This window comes from Pseudoflavonifractor sp. MSJ-37 (assembly GCF_018917965.1).
Taxonomy (GTDB): domain Bacteria; phylum Bacillota; class Clostridia; order Oscillospirales; family Oscillospiraceae; genus Pseudoflavonifractor_A.
The window spans coordinates 307,256-324,007 of record NZ_JAHLPP010000001.1; the positions used below are offsets into that span (position 1 = coordinate 307,256).

Below are 16,752 nucleotides of genomic sequence, written 5' to 3' on the forward strand. Positions count from 1 at the left end.
GACGACAAGAAGGAGTAGGATCTCAATGAAGAAACGCGCACTGTGTCTGTTCACCGCCCTGTGCCTGACCGCCTCTCTGGCGGCCCCGGCCCTGGCGGCGGACGCGGACACCAAATTGGAGACCATCCGGGTGCTGGGCATCCTGTCCGGCGACGGGAACGGGAACTTGAATCTGGGGAACGCCGTCACCCGGGCGGAGTTCGTCACCATGATGACCGCCGCCTCTCCGTATAAGGATACCGTGGGCGCCAGCAACGGCTCCGCCCTGTTCAAGGACGTGAAGACCGGCCACTGGGCCAGCGGCTATATCCGTCTGGCTGTGGAGCAGGGCTGGGTGTCCGGCTATGTGGACGGCACCTTCCGCCCTGGGAACACGATCACGCTGGAGGAGGCCTGCACCGCCCTCCTGCGGATGCTGGGCTATGACTCCGGCGCCCTGGCCGGGTCCTTCCCCAGCGCCCAGCTCTCCAAGGCCAGTGCCATCGGCCTGCTGGACGACCTGGACGTGAAGCAGGGCCAGAAGCTGACCCGGCAGGAGTGCGTGGGCCTGTTCTACAATGCCCTCCTGGCGGAGACCGGCGGGGGACAGGTGTACGGCACGACCCTGGGCTATACCATCACCAACGACGAGCTGGACTGGCCCACGCTGGTGAACAAGAACACGAAGGGACCCTATGTGGCCCAGTCCGGCTCTGTGAGCCTGCCCTTCTCCACCAGCGGCGTGACGGTCTACCGGAACGGCACCGCTTCCAGCCTGTCCGCCGTGAAGCGGTACGACGTCTATTATTATAATGAGAGCCTGCGCACCGTGTGGGTGTACAGCGACCGGATCACCGGGACCTTGACCGACGTGTCACCCAACACCGCCGCCCCGACGGCCGTCACCGTAGCGGGGAACCGCTATGATCTGGGGACCTCCACCGTGGTCTACCAGTTCTCCAGCCAGGGCAGCTTCCGCACCGGCGACACTGTGACCCTCCTGCTGGGCAAGGACGGAGAGGTGGTCTCCGTCATCTCTGCCGCTCAGAACAGCGAGGATACCACCTACTACGGCGTGGTGGTGGCCAGCGCCAAGTCGGCCTCCAGCTCCAACACCACCAGCGCGGACAGCGCCAGCATCCAGACCGCCACTCAGGTGGCCTGCACCGACGGCGTCCTGCGGACCTTCTACCACAGCGGCTCCACCTGGTCCGCCGGCCGGATCGTGTCCGTGGATACTGATGGGAGCGCCAGCAGGCTCAAGGACCAGTCCAAGGCTACGCTGGAGGGCCGGTTCAGTTCGGACGGCTCCACCTTCGCGGGCTATCGTCTGGCCGCGGACGTGCAGATCCTGGACACGGACAGCACCGGCGGCTATGCCCGGATCTATCCGTCTCGTCTGGCGGGCAGCGATCTGTCCTCCGGCGATGTGCTCTACTACTCTCTGAACGGGAGCGGCGAGATCGACCGGCTGATCCTGAACAGGGCCACCGGCGACACCATGGACTATATCTACCTGACCCGGGCCGCCAGCGAGACCGGCGGCATGAGCGTCAGCGGGAGCTATACCTATTATCTGGACGGCCAGAGCCAGACCATCAGCGGCTCCACGGCGTACAGCGTGTCCATCGGCGGCGCCATGCTGGTCTACAAGGACGGCGCGGTGAACAACATCAAGCAGCTCCAGTCCGTGAGCCTGACCAGCCTTGGCGACCTGTATGCCATGTCCGACAACCGGAAGTATCTGCTGGACGAGGATGTGCAGGTGCTCCTGAAGGATGACAGCACCAGCAACGGCTATTATGTGACCAAGCTGGCCGACATCAACGATGACGACTACCGCCTGACCGGCTGGTACGACGACTTCGGCTATGCCGCCGGCGGCCGGATCCGTATCATCGTGGCCGCGCCGAACTGACCGGGATCCCCGGAACGAGAAATGCCCCCTGCCGGAAGGACTTACTTCCGGCAGGGGGCATCCTGTTTTACGCGGCCGAGGAAAGAGGATCGAAGGCAAAAAAGAAGGGACGCACCATACGGTACGTCCCTTTTCTCTGGCGCAGCAGGAGAGATTCGAACTCTCGAGCCGGGTTAGCGGCTACACGATTTCCAGTCGTGCTCGTTATGACCACTTCGATACTGCTGCATCGTTCTTCCTGTTACTGAGCGGTCAACTGCATCAGCAACAAGGTCTATTATACCACGCATATCCAAAACGTCAAGCACTTTTTTCAAAAAATCCGAAAAAATTTTCCGAAGCCTGCCGGAGCCCATGGTTTCGCCCTGCCGTCCGGGGGCGGGGAGGGGCGGTCCGGAGGCCGGATACGGAGCGGGGGAGAAGGGGTGGAAAAGTGGTAACAGATCGTTACCGAAAATGGGAACAAAAACAGGCGAAACAGGGCCTGCGGAGAAAATGGAAGCCTCTCGAACCGACTGCGCCGCAGTGCTTTCACGGACTCGACAAAAATAGTGCTTGCGATCTGCATGAAAAAGGGTTACAATATGGTTACGATCTAGTGAAAAAGAAGTAACAGTTTGTAATCGGAATGTAACGGGAGGTATCCTCATTATGATCCTGAAGCGTGTGTCCAGCCTGGCGCTGTGTCTGGCCCTGAGCCTGATGCTGTGCGTCCATGCGGCCGCCGCCGAGCGGAGCGCGAACGTAGTCGTGGACGGTAAGACCGCCGCGGCCAACGCCACGATCGAAGTCATCGATCAGAATACCTATGTCGCCTATTGGACCGTGGTGAAGGCCATGTATCCCAACGCCACCGCGTCCTGGGAGAACGGCCAGTCCGTGGCCCGCGCCAGCGGCCTGACCCTCTGCGTCAAGCCCGGCGCCAAGTATATCGTGGCCAACGGCCGCTATCTGTATGTGGCCGGCGGCGTGCGGCAGAACAACGGCAATATGATGGTCCCCGCCTGGGTGCTGGCCAAAGCCCTGGGCGCCAAGTCCGGCTGGGACGAGGCGACCCAGAGCGTGTGCTTCCAGTCCGGCACCGGTCCCATCGCCTCCGGCGACCGCTTTTATAACGCTGACGACCTCTACTGGCTCTCCCGCATCATCTATGCGGAGAGCGGGAACCAGTCCCTGGCCGGAAAGATCGGCGTGGGCAACGTGATCCTCAACCGGGTGAAGGACAGCCGCTTCCCCAGCACCGTGAAGGGCGTGATCTTCCAGAGCGGCCAGTTCTCTCCGGTCAGAAGCGGCTCCATCTACCGGACGCCCAGCGAGGAGAGCGTCATCGCCGCCAAGCTCTGTCTGGAGGGCGTCAATACCACCGGAAAGAGCCTCTACTTCATCAATCCGTCCGTGTCGCCCAACAGCTGGGCCAGCCGGAACCGCACCTGTGTGGCCACCATCGGGGCCCACGCCTTCTACGCCTGATCGGAATAGGATATATGGCTCAGCGATGTGCGATGGCATCGCTGAGCCATATTTTTTGCTTGCCCGCCGGGCTGGGATGGGCTATGATAAGGGGTACACTCGAACCGATATCCTCCGGGCCGCACCGGCCCGATCGAACGACAAGGAAGGGAAAGACCCATGAACGAAAAAGAAGTCTCCGAGATCCGCCGCCGGTTCCGCCGGGAAAAGACCAGCATCACCCACGTCCGCGGCTGTTATGTGAATGAGAACAAGGAGATCGTCTCCCAGTTCGACCAGTCCCTGGCTATGATGTCCGAGGATGAGCAGGACACCCTGCTGGGCATCCTCCGGCGGGCCCTGTCCGGCGGTCTGGGCCGGAACCTGCTGGGCATCAGCTTCGACACCCAGCAGGTGGTCCACAGCGAGGAGCACGGTCTCCTCATGTCCCTGCGGGATTCCGGCCTGAAGGACGAGGACGCGATCGCCGCCTTCTTCGGGAAGGTGATCGACACAGTGCCTCTGGAGGGGAGCTACCTGATCCTGCTGGCCCACGACCGCTATGATGTGCCCTATCGCTCCAAGGACGGCATGGACCAGGCGGATGCCTCCGACCAGGTGTACTCCTATATCCTGTGCGCCCTGTGCCCCATCAAGCTGACCAAGCCCGCCCTGAGCTATAAGATCGAGGAGAACGTGTTCCGGAGCCGGACCATCGACTGGGTGGTCTCCAATCCGGAGGTGGGCTTCCTGTTCCCGGCCTTCAACGACCGGAGCGCCGACCTGTACGAGACCCTCTACTACACCCGGAGCAGCGGCGACAGCCGGGAGGAGCTGTCCCAGGCCCTCTTCGGCCAGCCTCTGCCCATGCCTGCCGACCAGCAGAGGGAGACCTTCCAGGCCATCCTCTCCGACACGCTGGAGGACGAGTGCGACATGGACACCATCCAGGCCGTCCACGATCAGATCAGCCTGCTCCTGGAGGAGCACAAGCAGGACAAGGAGGCGGAGCCTCTGGTCATGGACCGGGACGCCATCGGCGGCGTGCTGGCCTCCTGCGGTGTCTCCCGGTCTCAGGTGGACCTGTTCAGCGAGGCCTATGACGCCCAGTTCGGCGAGGGGGCCAAGCTCCCGCCTCAGAACCTGGTGGATGTGAAGAAGCTGGAGGTCAAGATGCCCAGCGTCATGATCCGGGTGGACCCGGACCGGGGCGATCTGGTGGAGACCCGGGTGATCGACGGCGTGAAGTACATCCTGATCCGGGCGGACGAGAACGTGGAGGTCAACGGCGTGTCCATCCAGATCATCGACAGAGACGTCCCGTGATCAGGAGGAAGAGCTGGTACAGGCCGTAGGCCAGATCCCAGCCGTCCACGCCGATTGAGTGGAGGAGCCGGAGAGCCAGTCCCAGTCCCGTCCGCCGCAGGTCAGGAGATAGCCGCCTGCGGCGGACACCCTCCCGTGCCATCGCTACCGCGTCGGACATCATTTTGGCCGCCGCCTCCTGAGAGAGCGGGGCGGCGGTCCGGGACGGGGCGGTCCGCTCCGCTCCGAGCGCATGAGCTTCTGGAGGCTGACGTCCAGAGCCTCCGCCAGCGGAGCCAGAGTATCGATGTCCGGGAAGCCGATCCCGCGCTCCCAGCGGCTGACCGCCTTGGGGGGCACGCTGAGCTGCTGGGCCAGATCGACTTGGGTCATCCTCTGCTTTCTCATAAAACGCTCTGGACATAGAAAAACCGGAACATCTTTCGATGTTCCGGTTTGGTGGAGATAAGCGGGATCGAACCGCTGACCTCTTGAATGCCATTCAAGCGCTCTCCCAGCTGAGCTATACCCCCATATTCTGTTTCTACCTGTACTCCTTCTTGCTGTCTGCTGTTCAGCAAATCAACGTTGCTTATTATAACGCCTCATCTCTAAGATGTCAACCTCTTTTTTTGATTTTTTCTGATTCGACTCGACCTCCTTTGATCTGCGCGTTTGGATACTCTTGAGTATAGAGCGGTACTTGACATCCGCCCGGCACTGTTCTATAATCTGATCAGAACAATTGAATGTGTGCCGTGCTCGATCTTGTCCCCGTCGTCCCCACGCACGGCACATGACGTCTGAACGAATTGGACAGCGGGTTTCCCTATGACAGCGGAAGCCCGCTGTCTTTTTGAAGAAAGGACGGTGGTTCGATGGATCGGACCGAGAACAGGATGGGGGTCATGCCGATCCGCCGGCTGGTGCTCTCTATGTCCTGGCCCATGATGCTCTCCATGCTGGTGCAGGCATTGTACAATATGGTGGACAGCGTGTTCGTCTCCTGGCTCAACAACGACGCCTTCGTGGCCCTGTCCCTGGTGTTCCCGGTGCAGAGCCTGATCACCGCGATCCAGGCGGGCACCGGCGTGGGCGTCAACACCATGCTGTCCCGCCGCCTGGGACAGAAGCGGACGGAGGAGGCCCGGGCCGTGGCGGTCCACGGCTATGCCGTCTATCTATGCTATTGGCTGGTGTTCGCCCTGGCCGGCTGGTTCGGCGCACGGCCTTTCATGATGCTCTACACGGACCAGGACAGAGTCATCGAATACGGTGTCACCTATCTGCGGATCGTGACGATCCTGAGCTTGGGGTCCTGTATGCAGTTCGCCACCGAGCGGGTGCTCCAGGCCGGCGGCAACGCGGTAGGCCCCATGATCATCCAGGGGCTGGGGGCCGTGACCAATCTGGTGCTGGATCCGATCCTGATCTTCGGTCTGCTGGGCGTCCCGGCCATGGGCGTGGCGGGCGCAGCCCTGGCCACCGGACTGGGCCAACTGGTGGGGATGCTCATCGGCCTGACCATGGTGGCCCGGAAGGGCGTGGTCAAGGTATCGCTGAAGGGCTTCCGGCCTCAAGCCGCCGTGTTGGCGGACATCTACCGGATCGGTGTGCCTGCGATCGCCATGCAGTCTCTGTTCACCGTCATGAGCCTGGGCATGAACAAGATCCTCGGCCTGTTCTCGGAGACCGGCGTGTTCATCATGGGGGCCTATTTCAAGGCCCAGTCCTTCATTTTCATGCCCACTTTCGGTCTGAACAACGGCTTGACGCCGGTGGTGAGCTACAATTACGGAGCCAAGTCCCCGGAGCGGGTGAGCGGGGCCATCCGCTTCGCCCTGCAGATCGGCGGGACGATCATGCTGGCGGGCATGCTGATTTTCTGGCTGGTGCCCGGTCCGCTCCTGAGCCTCTTCCGGGCGGACGAGGCCACCCTGGCCGCCGGGATCCCCGCCCTGCGGATCTTGTCCCTGACCTTCCTGCCCGCCTGCGTGTCCATCCTGCTGAGTTCTGCGTTCCAGGCGGTGGGGAAGCCCTCCTACAGCCTGTGGCTCAGTCTCTTCCGGCAGATGCTCCTGCTGTTCCCCACGGCCCTCCTGCTGGGACGGCTGGCGGGACCGGGGGCGGTGTGGTATGCCTTCGTGATCGCGGAGGGCCTGCCCTGCATTGCCGCCGCGCTCCTGTACCGCCGGGTATACCGCACCGGTATCGCGCCCATCGACGGGCTGTCCTGACTCTATCTGACTGCGAGGTCCTATCATCATGAGACGTTCCATCACGATCCTTTTGGCGGGAGCCATGCTCCTGTCGGTCTCCGCCTGCTCCGGGTCGGCCGGGACCGACGGGATCCCCGCCCCGGCCGACCGCCCCGTGGCCTCAGCGGCGGCATCCCCGTCTGCTGCGGGAACACCCGCCCTCTCCTGGAGGGATGTCACGGAGGCGGATCTGGAGGACGCCCTCGCCGACCCGGAGGCGTTCCTGACCGGCACCGGCCCCCGGATCATCCGGCTGGGGAGCGCGGAGGAGCTGGGCCTGGACCTCTACGGCCTCAGCGGGCACTACGGCGGCGGCGTCCTGCTGGTCCCGGCGGTGGGGGAGCCCCAGTGGTCCGACCAGACCTTCCTGCCGGAGGAGGCTCCGATCCTGCCCATCCTGTGGCAGGGAGACTACGACGGGGACGGCGATGATGAGCTGGCGGTGGACTACCTCACCGTCAACAGCGCCGCGGAGCACATCTTCGAGCTCCATCTCTATGACCGGACCGAGGGACATTGGACCGATGCCGCCCTCCGGGCTGCCGACTGGGAGGGGGCCCTCCTGGAGCAGATCGGCTATACCTTCGACGCCCACACCGGTCAGGTGGACCTGACGGTGGACGGCTCGGACAGCACCTGCTGGCTGGAGGAGCAGCCGGATCCGGACCCGGAGCGTCCCCTGACCCTCCAGGGGGAGACCTACTTCCGGGAGGAGGACGGCCGGATCACCGCTATCTTCGGCGTGGGCCTCCGCCTCACCGGTGTGGAGGAGCCCTGGCAGTTCGCCCGCCTGCTGGCGGACGTGGATTGGAACGGGGAGGCCCTGAGCGTGGGACATCTGCGGCTGGAGACCAATTACGGAGCGTGAGGCTCATCTGAGAAGCCCTTTTTATTCCTATGGGCGGAACGAAAGGGGCTTCCCGCATCCTTATCCGTCAGTACAGAGCTTTTACGGCGCAGTATAGCGCCTCCTGCTTGACTTTACCGCTGTGGAGCATATAATAACAGCGTGATAAATGAGAGAAGGAGGTCGTTATCTTGGTGCGAAAGACAGCAGGCGCGGCAAAGACCGCCGCGAAAACCTCGACCCGGATGTCGAAGAAGGGGCCGCTCACCCCGGAGATGCTCCGTAAGATCGACGCCTACTGGCGGGCGGCCAACTATCTGGCCGCCGGGCAGATCTATCTGCTGGACGATCCTCTGCTCCGCAAGCCCCTGCGGCCGGAGCATCTGAAAAAGACCATCGTGGGCCACTGGGGCACGGTGCCGGGGCAGAACTTCATCTATACCCATCTGAACCGGATCATCGTGAAGTACGACCTCGATATGATCTATCTCTCCGGCCCCGGCCACGGAGGAAACGCGATGGTGGCCCAGACCTATCTGGAGGGCACGTACAGCGAGGTGTATCCTAACATCAGCCGGGATGCGGAGGGCATGAAGAAGCTCTTCCGGCAGTTCTCCTACCCCGGCGGTATCCCGAGCCACGCTGCCCCGGAGACCCCAGGCTCCATCAATGAGGGGGGCGAGCTGGGCTACTCTCTGGCCCATGCCTTCGGCGCGGTGCTGGACGATCCCAGCCTGATCGCCGCCTGCGTGGTGGGCGACGGCGAGGCCGAGACCGGGCCTCTGGCTACTGCCTGGCACTCCAACAAGTTTCTGGACCCGGTGACAGACGGCGCGGTCCTGCCGATCCTCCACCTGAACGGCTATAAGATCTCCAACCCTACCATCTTCTCCCGCATCACCCACGAGGAGGTGGAGGACTTCTTCAAGGGGTGCGGCTGGACCCCCCGCTTCGTGGAGGGGGACGACCCGGCCAAGATGCATCAGCAGATGGCGGCGGCCCTGGACTGGGCCGTCCGGGAGATCCAGCGCATCCAGCAGAACGCCCGAGCCAATGGCGACACCACCCGTCCCCGCTGGCCCATGATCGTGTTCCGCTCCCCCAAGGGCTGGACCGGGCCAAAGGAGGTGGACGGCCTCCGGGTGGAGGGGACTTTCCGGTCCCACCAGGTCCCTGTGTCCATCAGCGCGGACCATCCTGAACACCTGAAGATCCTGGAGGACTGGCTGCGGAGCTACCGCCCGGAGGAGCTCTTCGACCGGAACGGCACCCTCATCCCAGAGCTCCAGGCCCTGGCCCCCAAAGGGGACCGGCGCATGGGCGCCAATCCCCGAGCCAATGGCGGTCTGCTCCTGCGGGACCTGCGGATCCCGGATTTCCGGGACTATGCCGTCCCCGTCCCCGCCCCCGGCGCGGTGGAGGGGGAGGACATGACCGAGCTGGGCAAGTTCATCCGGGACATCCTGAAGCGCAACGAGGACGCCCGGAATTTCCGGGTGTTCGGCCCGGATGAGACCATGTCCAACCGGCTGGGCGCGGTGTTCCAGGAGAGCGACCGGTGCTGGAACGCCGACCGCACCGACCGGGACGACCATCTGGCTCCGGACGGCCGCATCATGGACGGGATGCTCTCAGAGCATATGTGCCAGGGCTGGCTGGAGGGCTATCTCCTCACCGGGCGGCATGGGGTGTTCAACAGCTATGAGGCCTTCATCCGGATCGTGGACTCCATGTTCGCCCAGCACGCCAAGTGGCTGAAGGTCTGTGCCCAGCTCCCCTGGCGGCAGGACATCGCCTCTCTGAACTATATCCTCTCTTCCAATGTGTGGCAGCAGGACCACAATGGGTTTACCCATCAGGACCCGGGCTTCCTGGACCATGTGGCCAACAAGAAGGCTGATGTAGTGCGGCTCTACCTGCCCCCGGACGGCAACTGCCTGCTCTCCTGCTTCGACCACTGCATCCGGAGCCGGAACTATGTGAACGTGCTGGTGACCTCCAAGCATCCCCGGCCCCAGTGGCTGACTATGGATCAGGCCATCAAGCACTGCACCCACGGCATCGGTATCTGGCAGTGGGCCTCCAATGATCAGGGGGAGGAGCCCGACATGGTCATGGCCTGCTGCGGCGAGACCCCCACGCTGGAGACTCTGGCCGCCGTGACCATCCTCCACAAGTATCTGCCCGAGCTGAAGATCCGGGTGATCAACGTGGTGGATCTGATGAAGCTCCAGCCCCATACGGAGCACCCCCATGGGCTGACGGACGAGGACTATGACGCCCTCTTCACTGTGGACAAGCCGATCATCTTCGCGTTCCACGGCTACCCCACTCTGATCCACGAGTTGACCTACCGCCGCCGCAACAAGCGGCTCCATGTCCGCGGCTATAAGGAAGAGGGGACCATCACCACCCCCTTCGATATGCGGGTGCAGAACGACATCGACCGGTTCCATCTGGTGGAGGACGTGGTGAAGCGTCTGCCCCAGCTGGGCAACCGGGGCTCCTTCCTGATCCAGCTCATGAAGGACAAGCTGGTGGAGCACAAGCAGTATATCATCACCAACGGCGTGGATATGCCCGAGATCCGGGACTGGAAGTGGAACGACGGGAAAGGGATCGAGATCGAATGAGGAGACAGGAGAGATGGCCCGGGACGCTTGGGAGCCTGCTGGTCCTCTGTGCCCTGATGTTGAGCGGCTGCGGCGGAGACCACGCGCCGGCGGAGACGCTCCCGCCCACGGAGCCGCCGGTCCAGACGGCAGAGCCGACGCCCTCCGCCTCGCCGGAGGTCCTGGCAGACTGGTCTGAGGCAGAGACCGCCGCTGCGGAGGGCTATTGAGCTCCGTCGCCGAAGAAAATAGTGTCCCCCGTCTGTTCGTGCGAGCAGACGGGGGACACTTCCATTTCGCCCGAGCTAGGATCGGACATCTCAATCGACGACGGCGGCGGCCATCTCCTCCGCGGAGATACGGTAGACCGCGCCATCGATGCCATTGGCGCGGAGAGAGGTCAGCACGGAACTGCGCTCATAGGGACATCCGATCAGCGCGGCGCAGATGGTGTCCGCGTCCACAGTGGAAAAGAAATCTCCATACACAGCGGCTTCCCGGATCACACCTTTTTGGATATCCAGCTTGAATTGGATCTTGCCGCCCGCGAAGCGGCTCGTCCGGTCGATGGTGAACTTAGGATCTTTGCCAAAGATCTGGTCCCAGCTCTGGAACCGCTCCCGCGCGATCGTTTGGATACGGGCCTCATCCTCCGGCGTCACCTGGTAGACGTCGGAGCTTCCGGCCATGATGTGGCGGACCATGGCATCTTTGAACGCCTCGTCATCCATGGGGGTGGGGAGGTGCTCAGAGATATTGGTGACCCGGTCCCGGACCGATTTGATGCTTTTGGAGACGATCTTATAGCGGTCTACCGTGGTGGAGGCCGCCATCTGCTCGATGTCGGTGTCGAAGAGCAGGGAACCATGGTGTACGATACAGTCCCCCAAACGATATTGGGCATTGCCGGAGAATTTTTTCCCATCGATGGTCAGATCGTTGCGGCCGTTGAATGAGGCATCGACGCCCATCTCCCGCAGTGCGTCGATGACGGGAGCGATGTACTGGCTGAATTCGATCTCGCCGGCCTCCTTGTGCTGGATGAAAGTGAACTGCCAGCCTCCGAGATCGGTATAGATCGTGCCGCCGCCGCTCATGCGGCGGACTAGATGGATGCCATGGGCATCGGCATAGGGCTTGTCGATCTCCTCCAGTACATTTTGATATTTGCCTATCATCAGTGTAGGGGTCGTGCGCCAAAAAAGGAACACCGTGTCTGGAAGACGTTTTTCCACTGTGAAGTAATATTCCAGCGCGAAGTTATGATAAACATCAGTGGAGCCGGTCTCAATATAGATCATGCACATCCTCCAGAGCTTCCCATGCTTTGTAGGAGCTGCGGGCGAGCGGAGCGGAGGCTACATGGCGGAAACCCTTGGAAAGTGCCAGCTCCTTCCAGCGCACGAAATCTTCCGGCGTGGCATACCGGGCCAGGGGATGATGCTGGGGAGAGGGCTGGAGATACTGACCGATGGTGAGGATATCACAGCCCGTCTCCAGGATGTCGTCCATCAGACGGCTGATCTGGTCCTCGGTCTCTCCCAGGCCGACCATGAAGCCGGTCTTGGTCAGCAGAGAAGGGTCCTGTTCCTTGCAATAGCGCAGGACGGACAGAGAGCGCTCGTAGCGGGCCTGGGGCCTTACGGCCTCCTGGAGCTCCTTCACCGTTTCCACATTGTGGTTCAATACCTCTGGATGGGCGGCGATGACCGTGTCCAGCGCGGCGTGATCGCCCTTCATATCGGAGATCAGCGTCTCTACCGTGGTGCCGGGACAGACTTTCCGGATGGCGCGGACGCATTTGGCAAACTGCTCTGCGCCGCCGTCTGGCAGATCGTCCCGGGTGGAACAGGTGAGGACCACGTGCCGCAGACCCAGTTTTTGGGCGGCTTTCGCGACGTTCATGGGCTCGTTTGGATCTGGGGGCAGAGGCCGGCCGGTAGTGACGTTGCAGAACCGGCAGTTCCTGGTACAGATGCTGCCCAGGATCATGAAGGTAGAGGTATGCTTCTGATAGCACTCGCCCAGATTGGGACAGTTGGCCTCCTTGCAGACGGTATTCAGCTTCAGGTCCCGCATCAGTTCGGCCACTTCATTGACGGCCTCCTGGTTATAGCGGACCTTCAGCCATTCCGGTTTCTTTTCCATGGCTCACTCCGTTTCCATGACTGCCACGGCAGTGTCTACCTTTACAGTGTCGCCCTCTTCGGCGAGCTGTTTTTTCAGCACACCGGATGCCGTGGCTTCGATCTGGTTGACGACCTTATCCGTCTCGATCTCGAACAGCGGCTCGCCGGCAGAGACGGTGTCGCCCTCTTCCTTCAGCCAGGCACACAGGACGCCGCTTTCCATCTCGGGGCGCAGCTTGGGCATTTCGATCTTTTTCTCCATCTTCGTTCCTTCCCTTCCTGCCGGAGGCCGGCAAATGCAGTTAGTGTTGTTTCGATCGCCATGGCTGGCGGGACCGGCTATGGAGATCACAGGAGCAGATCTAACAGCTCGTCTGCCGCTCCGCCGGCCAGACGGCGGCAGATGGCGGCGAACACATCGGGATCGAGACGCGCGCCGTTCAGAGAACGGGCGGCCAAAGAGCCGTCGAGGACCGCGCAGTCGAGGACCGCATCGGAAATGATGCCATGTTTGGCGCGATAGGTCACATGGATCGGGACACCGGCGAAGATGCCGGAGCGATCATAGGTGAAGGCCGGAGTCTTTCCCCAGGTCCAATCCCAGCTGCGGTATTTTTCGTCACGCAGACGGCAGACCTCAGACTCCTGTTCCGGGGTCAGCGTCATCCGGGGCTGGTCGGGAGGGACCATCTGGTCCAGCAGGTTGGCTTGGAATGCTTCGATGGTCATGGGGACGGTCAGGTGGTCCCGGATGTTGGTGACGGTGCAGATGGCGGACTGGGTGCCCTTGCTCTGGACGCAGTCGTTCTTCTGATGGGTGATGCGTTCCAGAGCCGTCAGATCGGAGGAGAAGAGCAGAGTCCCGTGATGCAGGAGCCGGCCACCCACCATCCGCTGGGCACTGCCGGAGATCTTCTGGTCGCCGATGGCGATATCGCAGACGCGATCTTTCCGGGCAGGGACACCGATGGCGTTCAGCGCGGCGATCACCGGGCCAAGTGCGGCGTCATAGTCCACGGCACCGTTCGTCTGCGTGATATAGGTATAATTCACATTGCCCAGATCGTGGTAGACCGTTCCGCCGCCGGAGATCCGGCGTACGACAGGGATGCCTTTCCGCCGCAAGGCCCCTATCTGGACCTCATGACAGATGTTCTGATAGCTTCCCACGATGACAGCGGGGGAGTTCTGCCAAAGGAGGAACACATCGTCATCGGTAAAGGTCTGAAAAACGAATTCCTCAAACGCTTGGTTGTAGAATGGGTCGTGGGAAACGTTCTGTATCGTGAGCATGGCGGCCGGCACCTGCCTTTCCTGTGGAGCGCAGATCATAATGGATCTGCTCGAGATCACACTCTGTGGTTTATTATATACGCTCCGGGCCTGATGTCAATAATGGTATGCCGGTCGGGAGAAAATAGTGGAGGACCTTCCAAACAGCGGCACAAAGCATAGGACAGCCAGCCGTGCCATAACAGGCTTCGGCTGGCTGTCCATCGGAGAGAGGTCAAGCCTCGGCGGACTGGATGTGGGCCAGCAGGGACTGACAGCCCTCCAGCACATCGATCCAGGTCCGGTCGAAGTCCCGGGTGAACCAGGGGTCGGCGATGTCCCGGGGAGCGGTGGAGAAGTCCAGCAGACGCCGGACCTTGCCCTCCGGGTCGCCGCCCAGGATCTGGAGCATCCCGGGCAGGTTGCTCCGCTCCGCCGCCAGCAGATAGTCGTACTTGGCGTAGTCGCCCCGGCGGAGCTGACGGGCGGTCTTTCCGGCACAGCCGATGCCGTGCTCGGCCAGCTTGGCCCGGGCGGGAGGATAGACCGGGTTCCCATGCTCCTCGTCGCTGACGGCGGCGGATGCGATCTGGAACTGCCGGGACAGGCCAGCCCGGTCTACCAGGTCCTTCATGACGAACTCCGCCATGGGGGAGCGGCAGATATTGCCGTAACAGACGAATAGGATCTTAGTCATGTGACAGGACACCTTTCATGGAAGATTGGATGGTATGAGCATGCCGGAGGGACGGGACACAGCTGGGAAGAGGCCTCAGTCCTCCATGGAGCGGATGAGGGAGACCATCTCCAGCGCGCCCAGCGCGCAGTCATAGCCCTTGTTGCCCGCCTTGGAGCCGGCCCGCTCGATGGCCTGCTCGATGTTCTCGGTGGTGAGCACGCCGAAGAGCACGGGGATGCCGCTGTCCAGCGAGACGGAGGCGATGCCCTTGGAGACCTCATTGCACACGTAGTCGTAGTGGCTGGTGCTGCCCCGGATCACCGCGCCCAGACAGATTACCGCGTCATACTTGCCGCTGTGGGCCATCTTGGAGGCGATGAGCGGGATTTCGAAGGCGCCGGGGACCCAGGCGGTGGTGATGGCATCCTCGGAGACGCCGTGGCGGAGGAGCCCGTCCATGGCGCCGCCCAGGAGCTTAGAGGTGATGAACTCGTTGAAGCGGGGCACGACGATGCCCACGCGGATGTCGGATGCGGTCAGCTTGCCTTCCAGAGTTTTCATGATGATGTCCTCCTTGATCGAGTCGAGAGTGGATGGTGGATCGTTGAGAGCAGATGGATCAGAGATCGCCGTGGGAGCGCCGCCAGTCCTGAAGGTCCCGGATGGTGATGAAGGTCAGCCCCCAGCGGCCGGCCAGCTCCATGAGCTGGGGGGTGCGCATCATGGTCCCGTCCTCCGCCATGACCTCACAGCACAGACCGCAGGGCTCCAGCCCGGCCAGCCGGCACAGGTCCACGGTGGCTTCGGTGTGGCCATTGCGCTCCAGCACTCCGCCGGGCTTGGCCATCAGGGGGAACATATGACCGGGACGGCGGAAGTCCGACGGCCGGGCCGCCGGGTCCACACAGGCCCGGGCGGTGACGGAGCGCTCCACGGCGGAGATGCCGGTGGTGGTGCTCACATGGTCGATGGACACGGTGAAGGCGGTGGCGTGGTTGTCGGTGTTGTGGGCCACCATCTGGGGCAGCTCCAGCCGGCGGCAAAGCGCCTCCGACATGGGCATACAGATGAGCCCTTTGCCGTGGACGGCCATGAAGTTCACGTTCTCAGTGGTGGCGTGGCGGGCCGCGCAGATCAGGTCTCCCTCGTTCTCCCGGTCCGGGTCGTCGGTGACCAGGATCAGCTTCCCGCGCCGCAGGTCCTCTAGTGCTGTTTCGATCGTGCTGAACTGTGCCATTGTTCGTTCCTCCTAAAAGCCGTACCGGGCCAGGAAGTCCCGGTCGATGCCGCTGTTCCCTGCGGAAGGCTCCTCTGCCGCCGGAAGCGTGAGGAGCCGTTCCACATACTTGCCGATCACGTCGTTCTCCAGGTCCACCCGGTCGCCGATCCGCCGTTCCCGGAGGGTGGTGGCCGACACGGTGTGGGGGATTGCCGAGACGGAGAAGCTCCGGTCGGAGACCCTGGCCACCGTCAGGCTGATGCCGTCCACCGCGATGGAGCCTTTCTCGACCACATAGCGCAGGATGGAGGGGGCGGCCTCGATGGTGTACCACACCGCGTTGTCATCCCGCTGGATGTGGACGATCCGGCCCACACCGTCCACATGGCCGGAGACGATATGGCCGCCGAAGCGGCCGCCCGCCCGCATGGCCCGCTCCAGATCCACCCGGCGGCCGGGCTTGAGCCCCGCCAGCGCGGAGCGGTCCAGAGTCTCGTGCATCACGTCCGCCGTGAAGCCGTCCACCGTCAGGCTCGTCACCGTCAGACAGACGCCGTCCACCGCCACACTGTCCCCGATGGCCAGATCGTCCAAAACGATCTCGGCCCGGATGGTCAGCACGGCAGAGCGGGCCCCCCGCCGGACGGCGGTGACGGTGCCCACCTCCTCGATGATGCCGGTAAACATACGATCGCCCTCCTGAAAAAGAGTCAAAAAATACCGCCTCTGGAACAAGATGCTCCAAGGCGGCGTCATGGACGGGAACACGCCCCCGGCCATGAGACGAAAAAAGCCCTGGAACCGTCCGGCATCGCCAGACGCTCCAGGGCCTCATGCTCATGCGAAGGGAGGGATATCCCGATACACATGATCTTCTTCCATCCAGACTATACTGTCGGCTCCGGGATCACACCGGATCATGCCTTTCGGCTCGCGGGCTATAACCGCCGGTAGGGACTCACACCCTGCCCTGAAGATCGATCAGATCTAACGGGGCAGAGTATACACCCGCTTTTTTCAGCTGTCAAGCAGGAATTTTTCCGGGAGTTGCCAGAGATGGTGGATGCGTGTACAATGGGGAGGAA

16 protein-coding genes, 2 tRNA genes, 1 pseudogene and 1 riboswitch are annotated in these 16,752 nt (G+C 62.5%); of the genes and pseudogenes, 7 read left to right on the top strand and 12 right to left on the bottom strand.

The genetic code is table 11. From position 1 onward, the window contains the following. The first annotated feature begins 25 nt into the window (after window positions 1-25). Window positions 26-1,897, top strand: a complete 1,872-nt coding sequence (locus tag KQI12_RS01355; RefSeq protein WP_216570088.1) for an S-layer homology domain-containing protein — start codon at window positions 26-28, stop codon at window positions 1,895-1,897. A gap of 137 nt (window positions 1,898-2,034) precedes the next feature. Here KQI12_RS01355 and KQI12_RS01360 read toward each other — a convergent pair. Next, a tRNA-Ser gene (locus tag KQI12_RS01360) sits at window positions 2,035-2,125 on the bottom strand. 423 nt (window positions 2,126-2,548) lie between these two features. On the opposite strand from KQI12_RS01360, the gene KQI12_RS01365 reads away from it, so the two are divergent. Next, complete coding sequence (locus KQI12_RS01365) at window positions 2,549-3,367, top strand: cell wall hydrolase (RefSeq protein WP_253290759.1); 819 nt, start codon at window positions 2,549-2,551, stop codon at window positions 3,365-3,367. 159 nt (window positions 3,368-3,526) lie between these two features. Next, window positions 3,527-4,672, top strand: coding sequence for a DUF4317 domain-containing protein (locus KQI12_RS01370; protein ID WP_216570090.1), 1,146 nt, complete (start codon window positions 3,527-3,529; stop codon window positions 4,670-4,672). Here the strand turns inward: KQI12_RS01370 and KQI12_RS01375 are convergent. From KQI12_RS01375 to KQI12_RS01385, 3 genes are all read right to left on the bottom strand, one after another. Continuing rightward, window positions 4,650-4,835 carry a hypothetical protein gene (locus KQI12_RS01375; protein WP_216570091.1) on the bottom strand — a complete coding sequence of 62 codons (186 nt, stop codon included), beginning with the start codon at window positions 4,833-4,835 and terminating at the stop codon, window positions 4,650-4,652. The two genes, KQI12_RS01370 and KQI12_RS01375, sit on opposite strands and share 23 nt — an antisense overlap. Then, the gene (locus KQI12_RS01380; protein WP_216570092.1) at window positions 4,832-5,059 is read right to left on the bottom strand and encodes a helix-turn-helix domain-containing protein; all 228 of its coding nucleotides are present in this window, start codon (window positions 5,057-5,059) and stop codon (window positions 4,832-4,834) included. Before KQI12_RS01380 ends, KQI12_RS01375 begins: the two co-directional genes overlap by 4 nt. Window positions 5,060-5,108: 49 nt before the next feature. Further along, window positions 5,109-5,184: transfer RNA gene (locus KQI12_RS01385), tRNA-Ala, on the bottom strand. A 345-nt stretch (window positions 5,185-5,529) separates the two neighbouring features. On the opposite strand from KQI12_RS01385, the gene KQI12_RS01390 reads away from it, so the two are divergent. The 4 genes from KQI12_RS01390 (at window position 5,530) to KQI12_RS01405 (ending at window position 10,598) form a co-directional block, all read left to right on the top strand. Beyond that, the gene (locus KQI12_RS01390; protein ID WP_216570093.1) at window positions 5,530-6,888 is read left to right on the top strand and encodes an MATE family efflux transporter; all 1,359 of its coding nucleotides are present in this window, start codon (window positions 5,530-5,532) and stop codon (window positions 6,886-6,888) included. Window positions 6,889-6,916: 28 nt separating this feature from the next. Continuing rightward, complete coding sequence (locus tag KQI12_RS01395) at window positions 6,917-7,777, top strand: hypothetical protein (RefSeq protein WP_216570094.1); 861 nt, start codon at window positions 6,917-6,919, stop codon at window positions 7,775-7,777. A gap of 224 nt (window positions 7,778-8,001) precedes the next feature. Beyond that, complete coding sequence (locus KQI12_RS01400; RefSeq protein ID WP_216571347.1) at window positions 8,002-10,389, top strand: phosphoketolase; 2,388 nt, start codon at window positions 8,002-8,004, stop codon at window positions 10,387-10,389. Next, complete coding sequence (locus tag KQI12_RS01405) at window positions 10,386-10,598, top strand: hypothetical protein (protein WP_216570095.1); 213 nt, start codon at window positions 10,386-10,388, stop codon at window positions 10,596-10,598. The genes KQI12_RS01400 and KQI12_RS01405 overlap by 4 nt, the downstream gene beginning before the upstream one ends. A 90-nt stretch (window positions 10,599-10,688) precedes the next feature. Here the strand turns inward: KQI12_RS01405 and KQI12_RS01410 are convergent, their stop codons facing one another. The 8 genes and pseudogenes from KQI12_RS01410 to KQI12_RS01445 form a co-directional block, all read right to left on the bottom strand. After that, on the bottom strand, window positions 10,689-11,669 hold the full coding sequence (locus tag KQI12_RS01410) for a lipoate--protein ligase (RefSeq protein ID WP_216570096.1): 981 nt from the start codon (window positions 11,667-11,669) through the stop codon (window positions 10,689-10,691). Beyond that, the gene (gene lipA, locus KQI12_RS01415; RefSeq protein WP_216570097.1) at window positions 11,656-12,516 is read right to left on the bottom strand and encodes a lipoyl synthase; all 861 of its coding nucleotides are present in this window, start codon (window positions 12,514-12,516) and stop codon (window positions 11,656-11,658) included. The genes KQI12_RS01410 and lipA overlap by 14 nt, the downstream gene beginning before the upstream one ends. 3 nt (window positions 12,517-12,519) lie before the next feature. After that, window positions 12,520-12,759: a biotin/lipoyl-containing protein gene (locus KQI12_RS01420; RefSeq protein WP_216570099.1), complete on the bottom strand. Its 240-nt coding sequence runs from the start codon at window positions 12,757-12,759 to the stop codon at window positions 12,520-12,522. 86 nt (window positions 12,760-12,845) lie between these two features. Further along, window positions 12,846-13,790: a lipoate--protein ligase gene (locus tag KQI12_RS01425; RefSeq protein ID WP_216570101.1), complete on the bottom strand. Its 945-nt coding sequence runs from the start codon at window positions 13,788-13,790 to the stop codon at window positions 12,846-12,848. A gap of 214 nt (window positions 13,791-14,004) precedes the next feature. Further along, complete coding sequence (locus KQI12_RS01430) at window positions 14,005-14,466, bottom strand: low molecular weight protein-tyrosine-phosphatase (RefSeq protein WP_216570102.1); 462 nt, start codon at window positions 14,464-14,466, stop codon at window positions 14,005-14,007. A gap of 75 nt (window positions 14,467-14,541) precedes the next feature. Next, a complete protein-coding gene (gene ribE / locus KQI12_RS01435) occupies window positions 14,542-15,009 on the bottom strand; it encodes a 6,7-dimethyl-8-ribityllumazine synthase (RefSeq protein ID WP_216570103.1) in 468 nt (155 codons plus the stop codon). Between the two features lie 61 nt (window positions 15,010-15,070). Further along, a pseudogene (gene ribB / locus KQI12_RS01440) lies at window positions 15,071-15,685 on the bottom strand (3,4-dihydroxy-2-butanone-4-phosphate synthase); the annotation flags it as partial. 12 nt (window positions 15,686-15,697) lie between these two features. Next, window positions 15,698-16,354, bottom strand: a complete 657-nt coding sequence (locus KQI12_RS01445) for a riboflavin synthase (protein WP_216570105.1) — start codon at window positions 16,352-16,354, stop codon at window positions 15,698-15,700. Window positions 16,355-16,533: 179 nt separating this feature from the next. Then, window positions 16,534-16,649, bottom strand: a riboswitch (FMN riboswitch). Window positions 16,650-16,752: the final 103 nt, after the last annotated feature.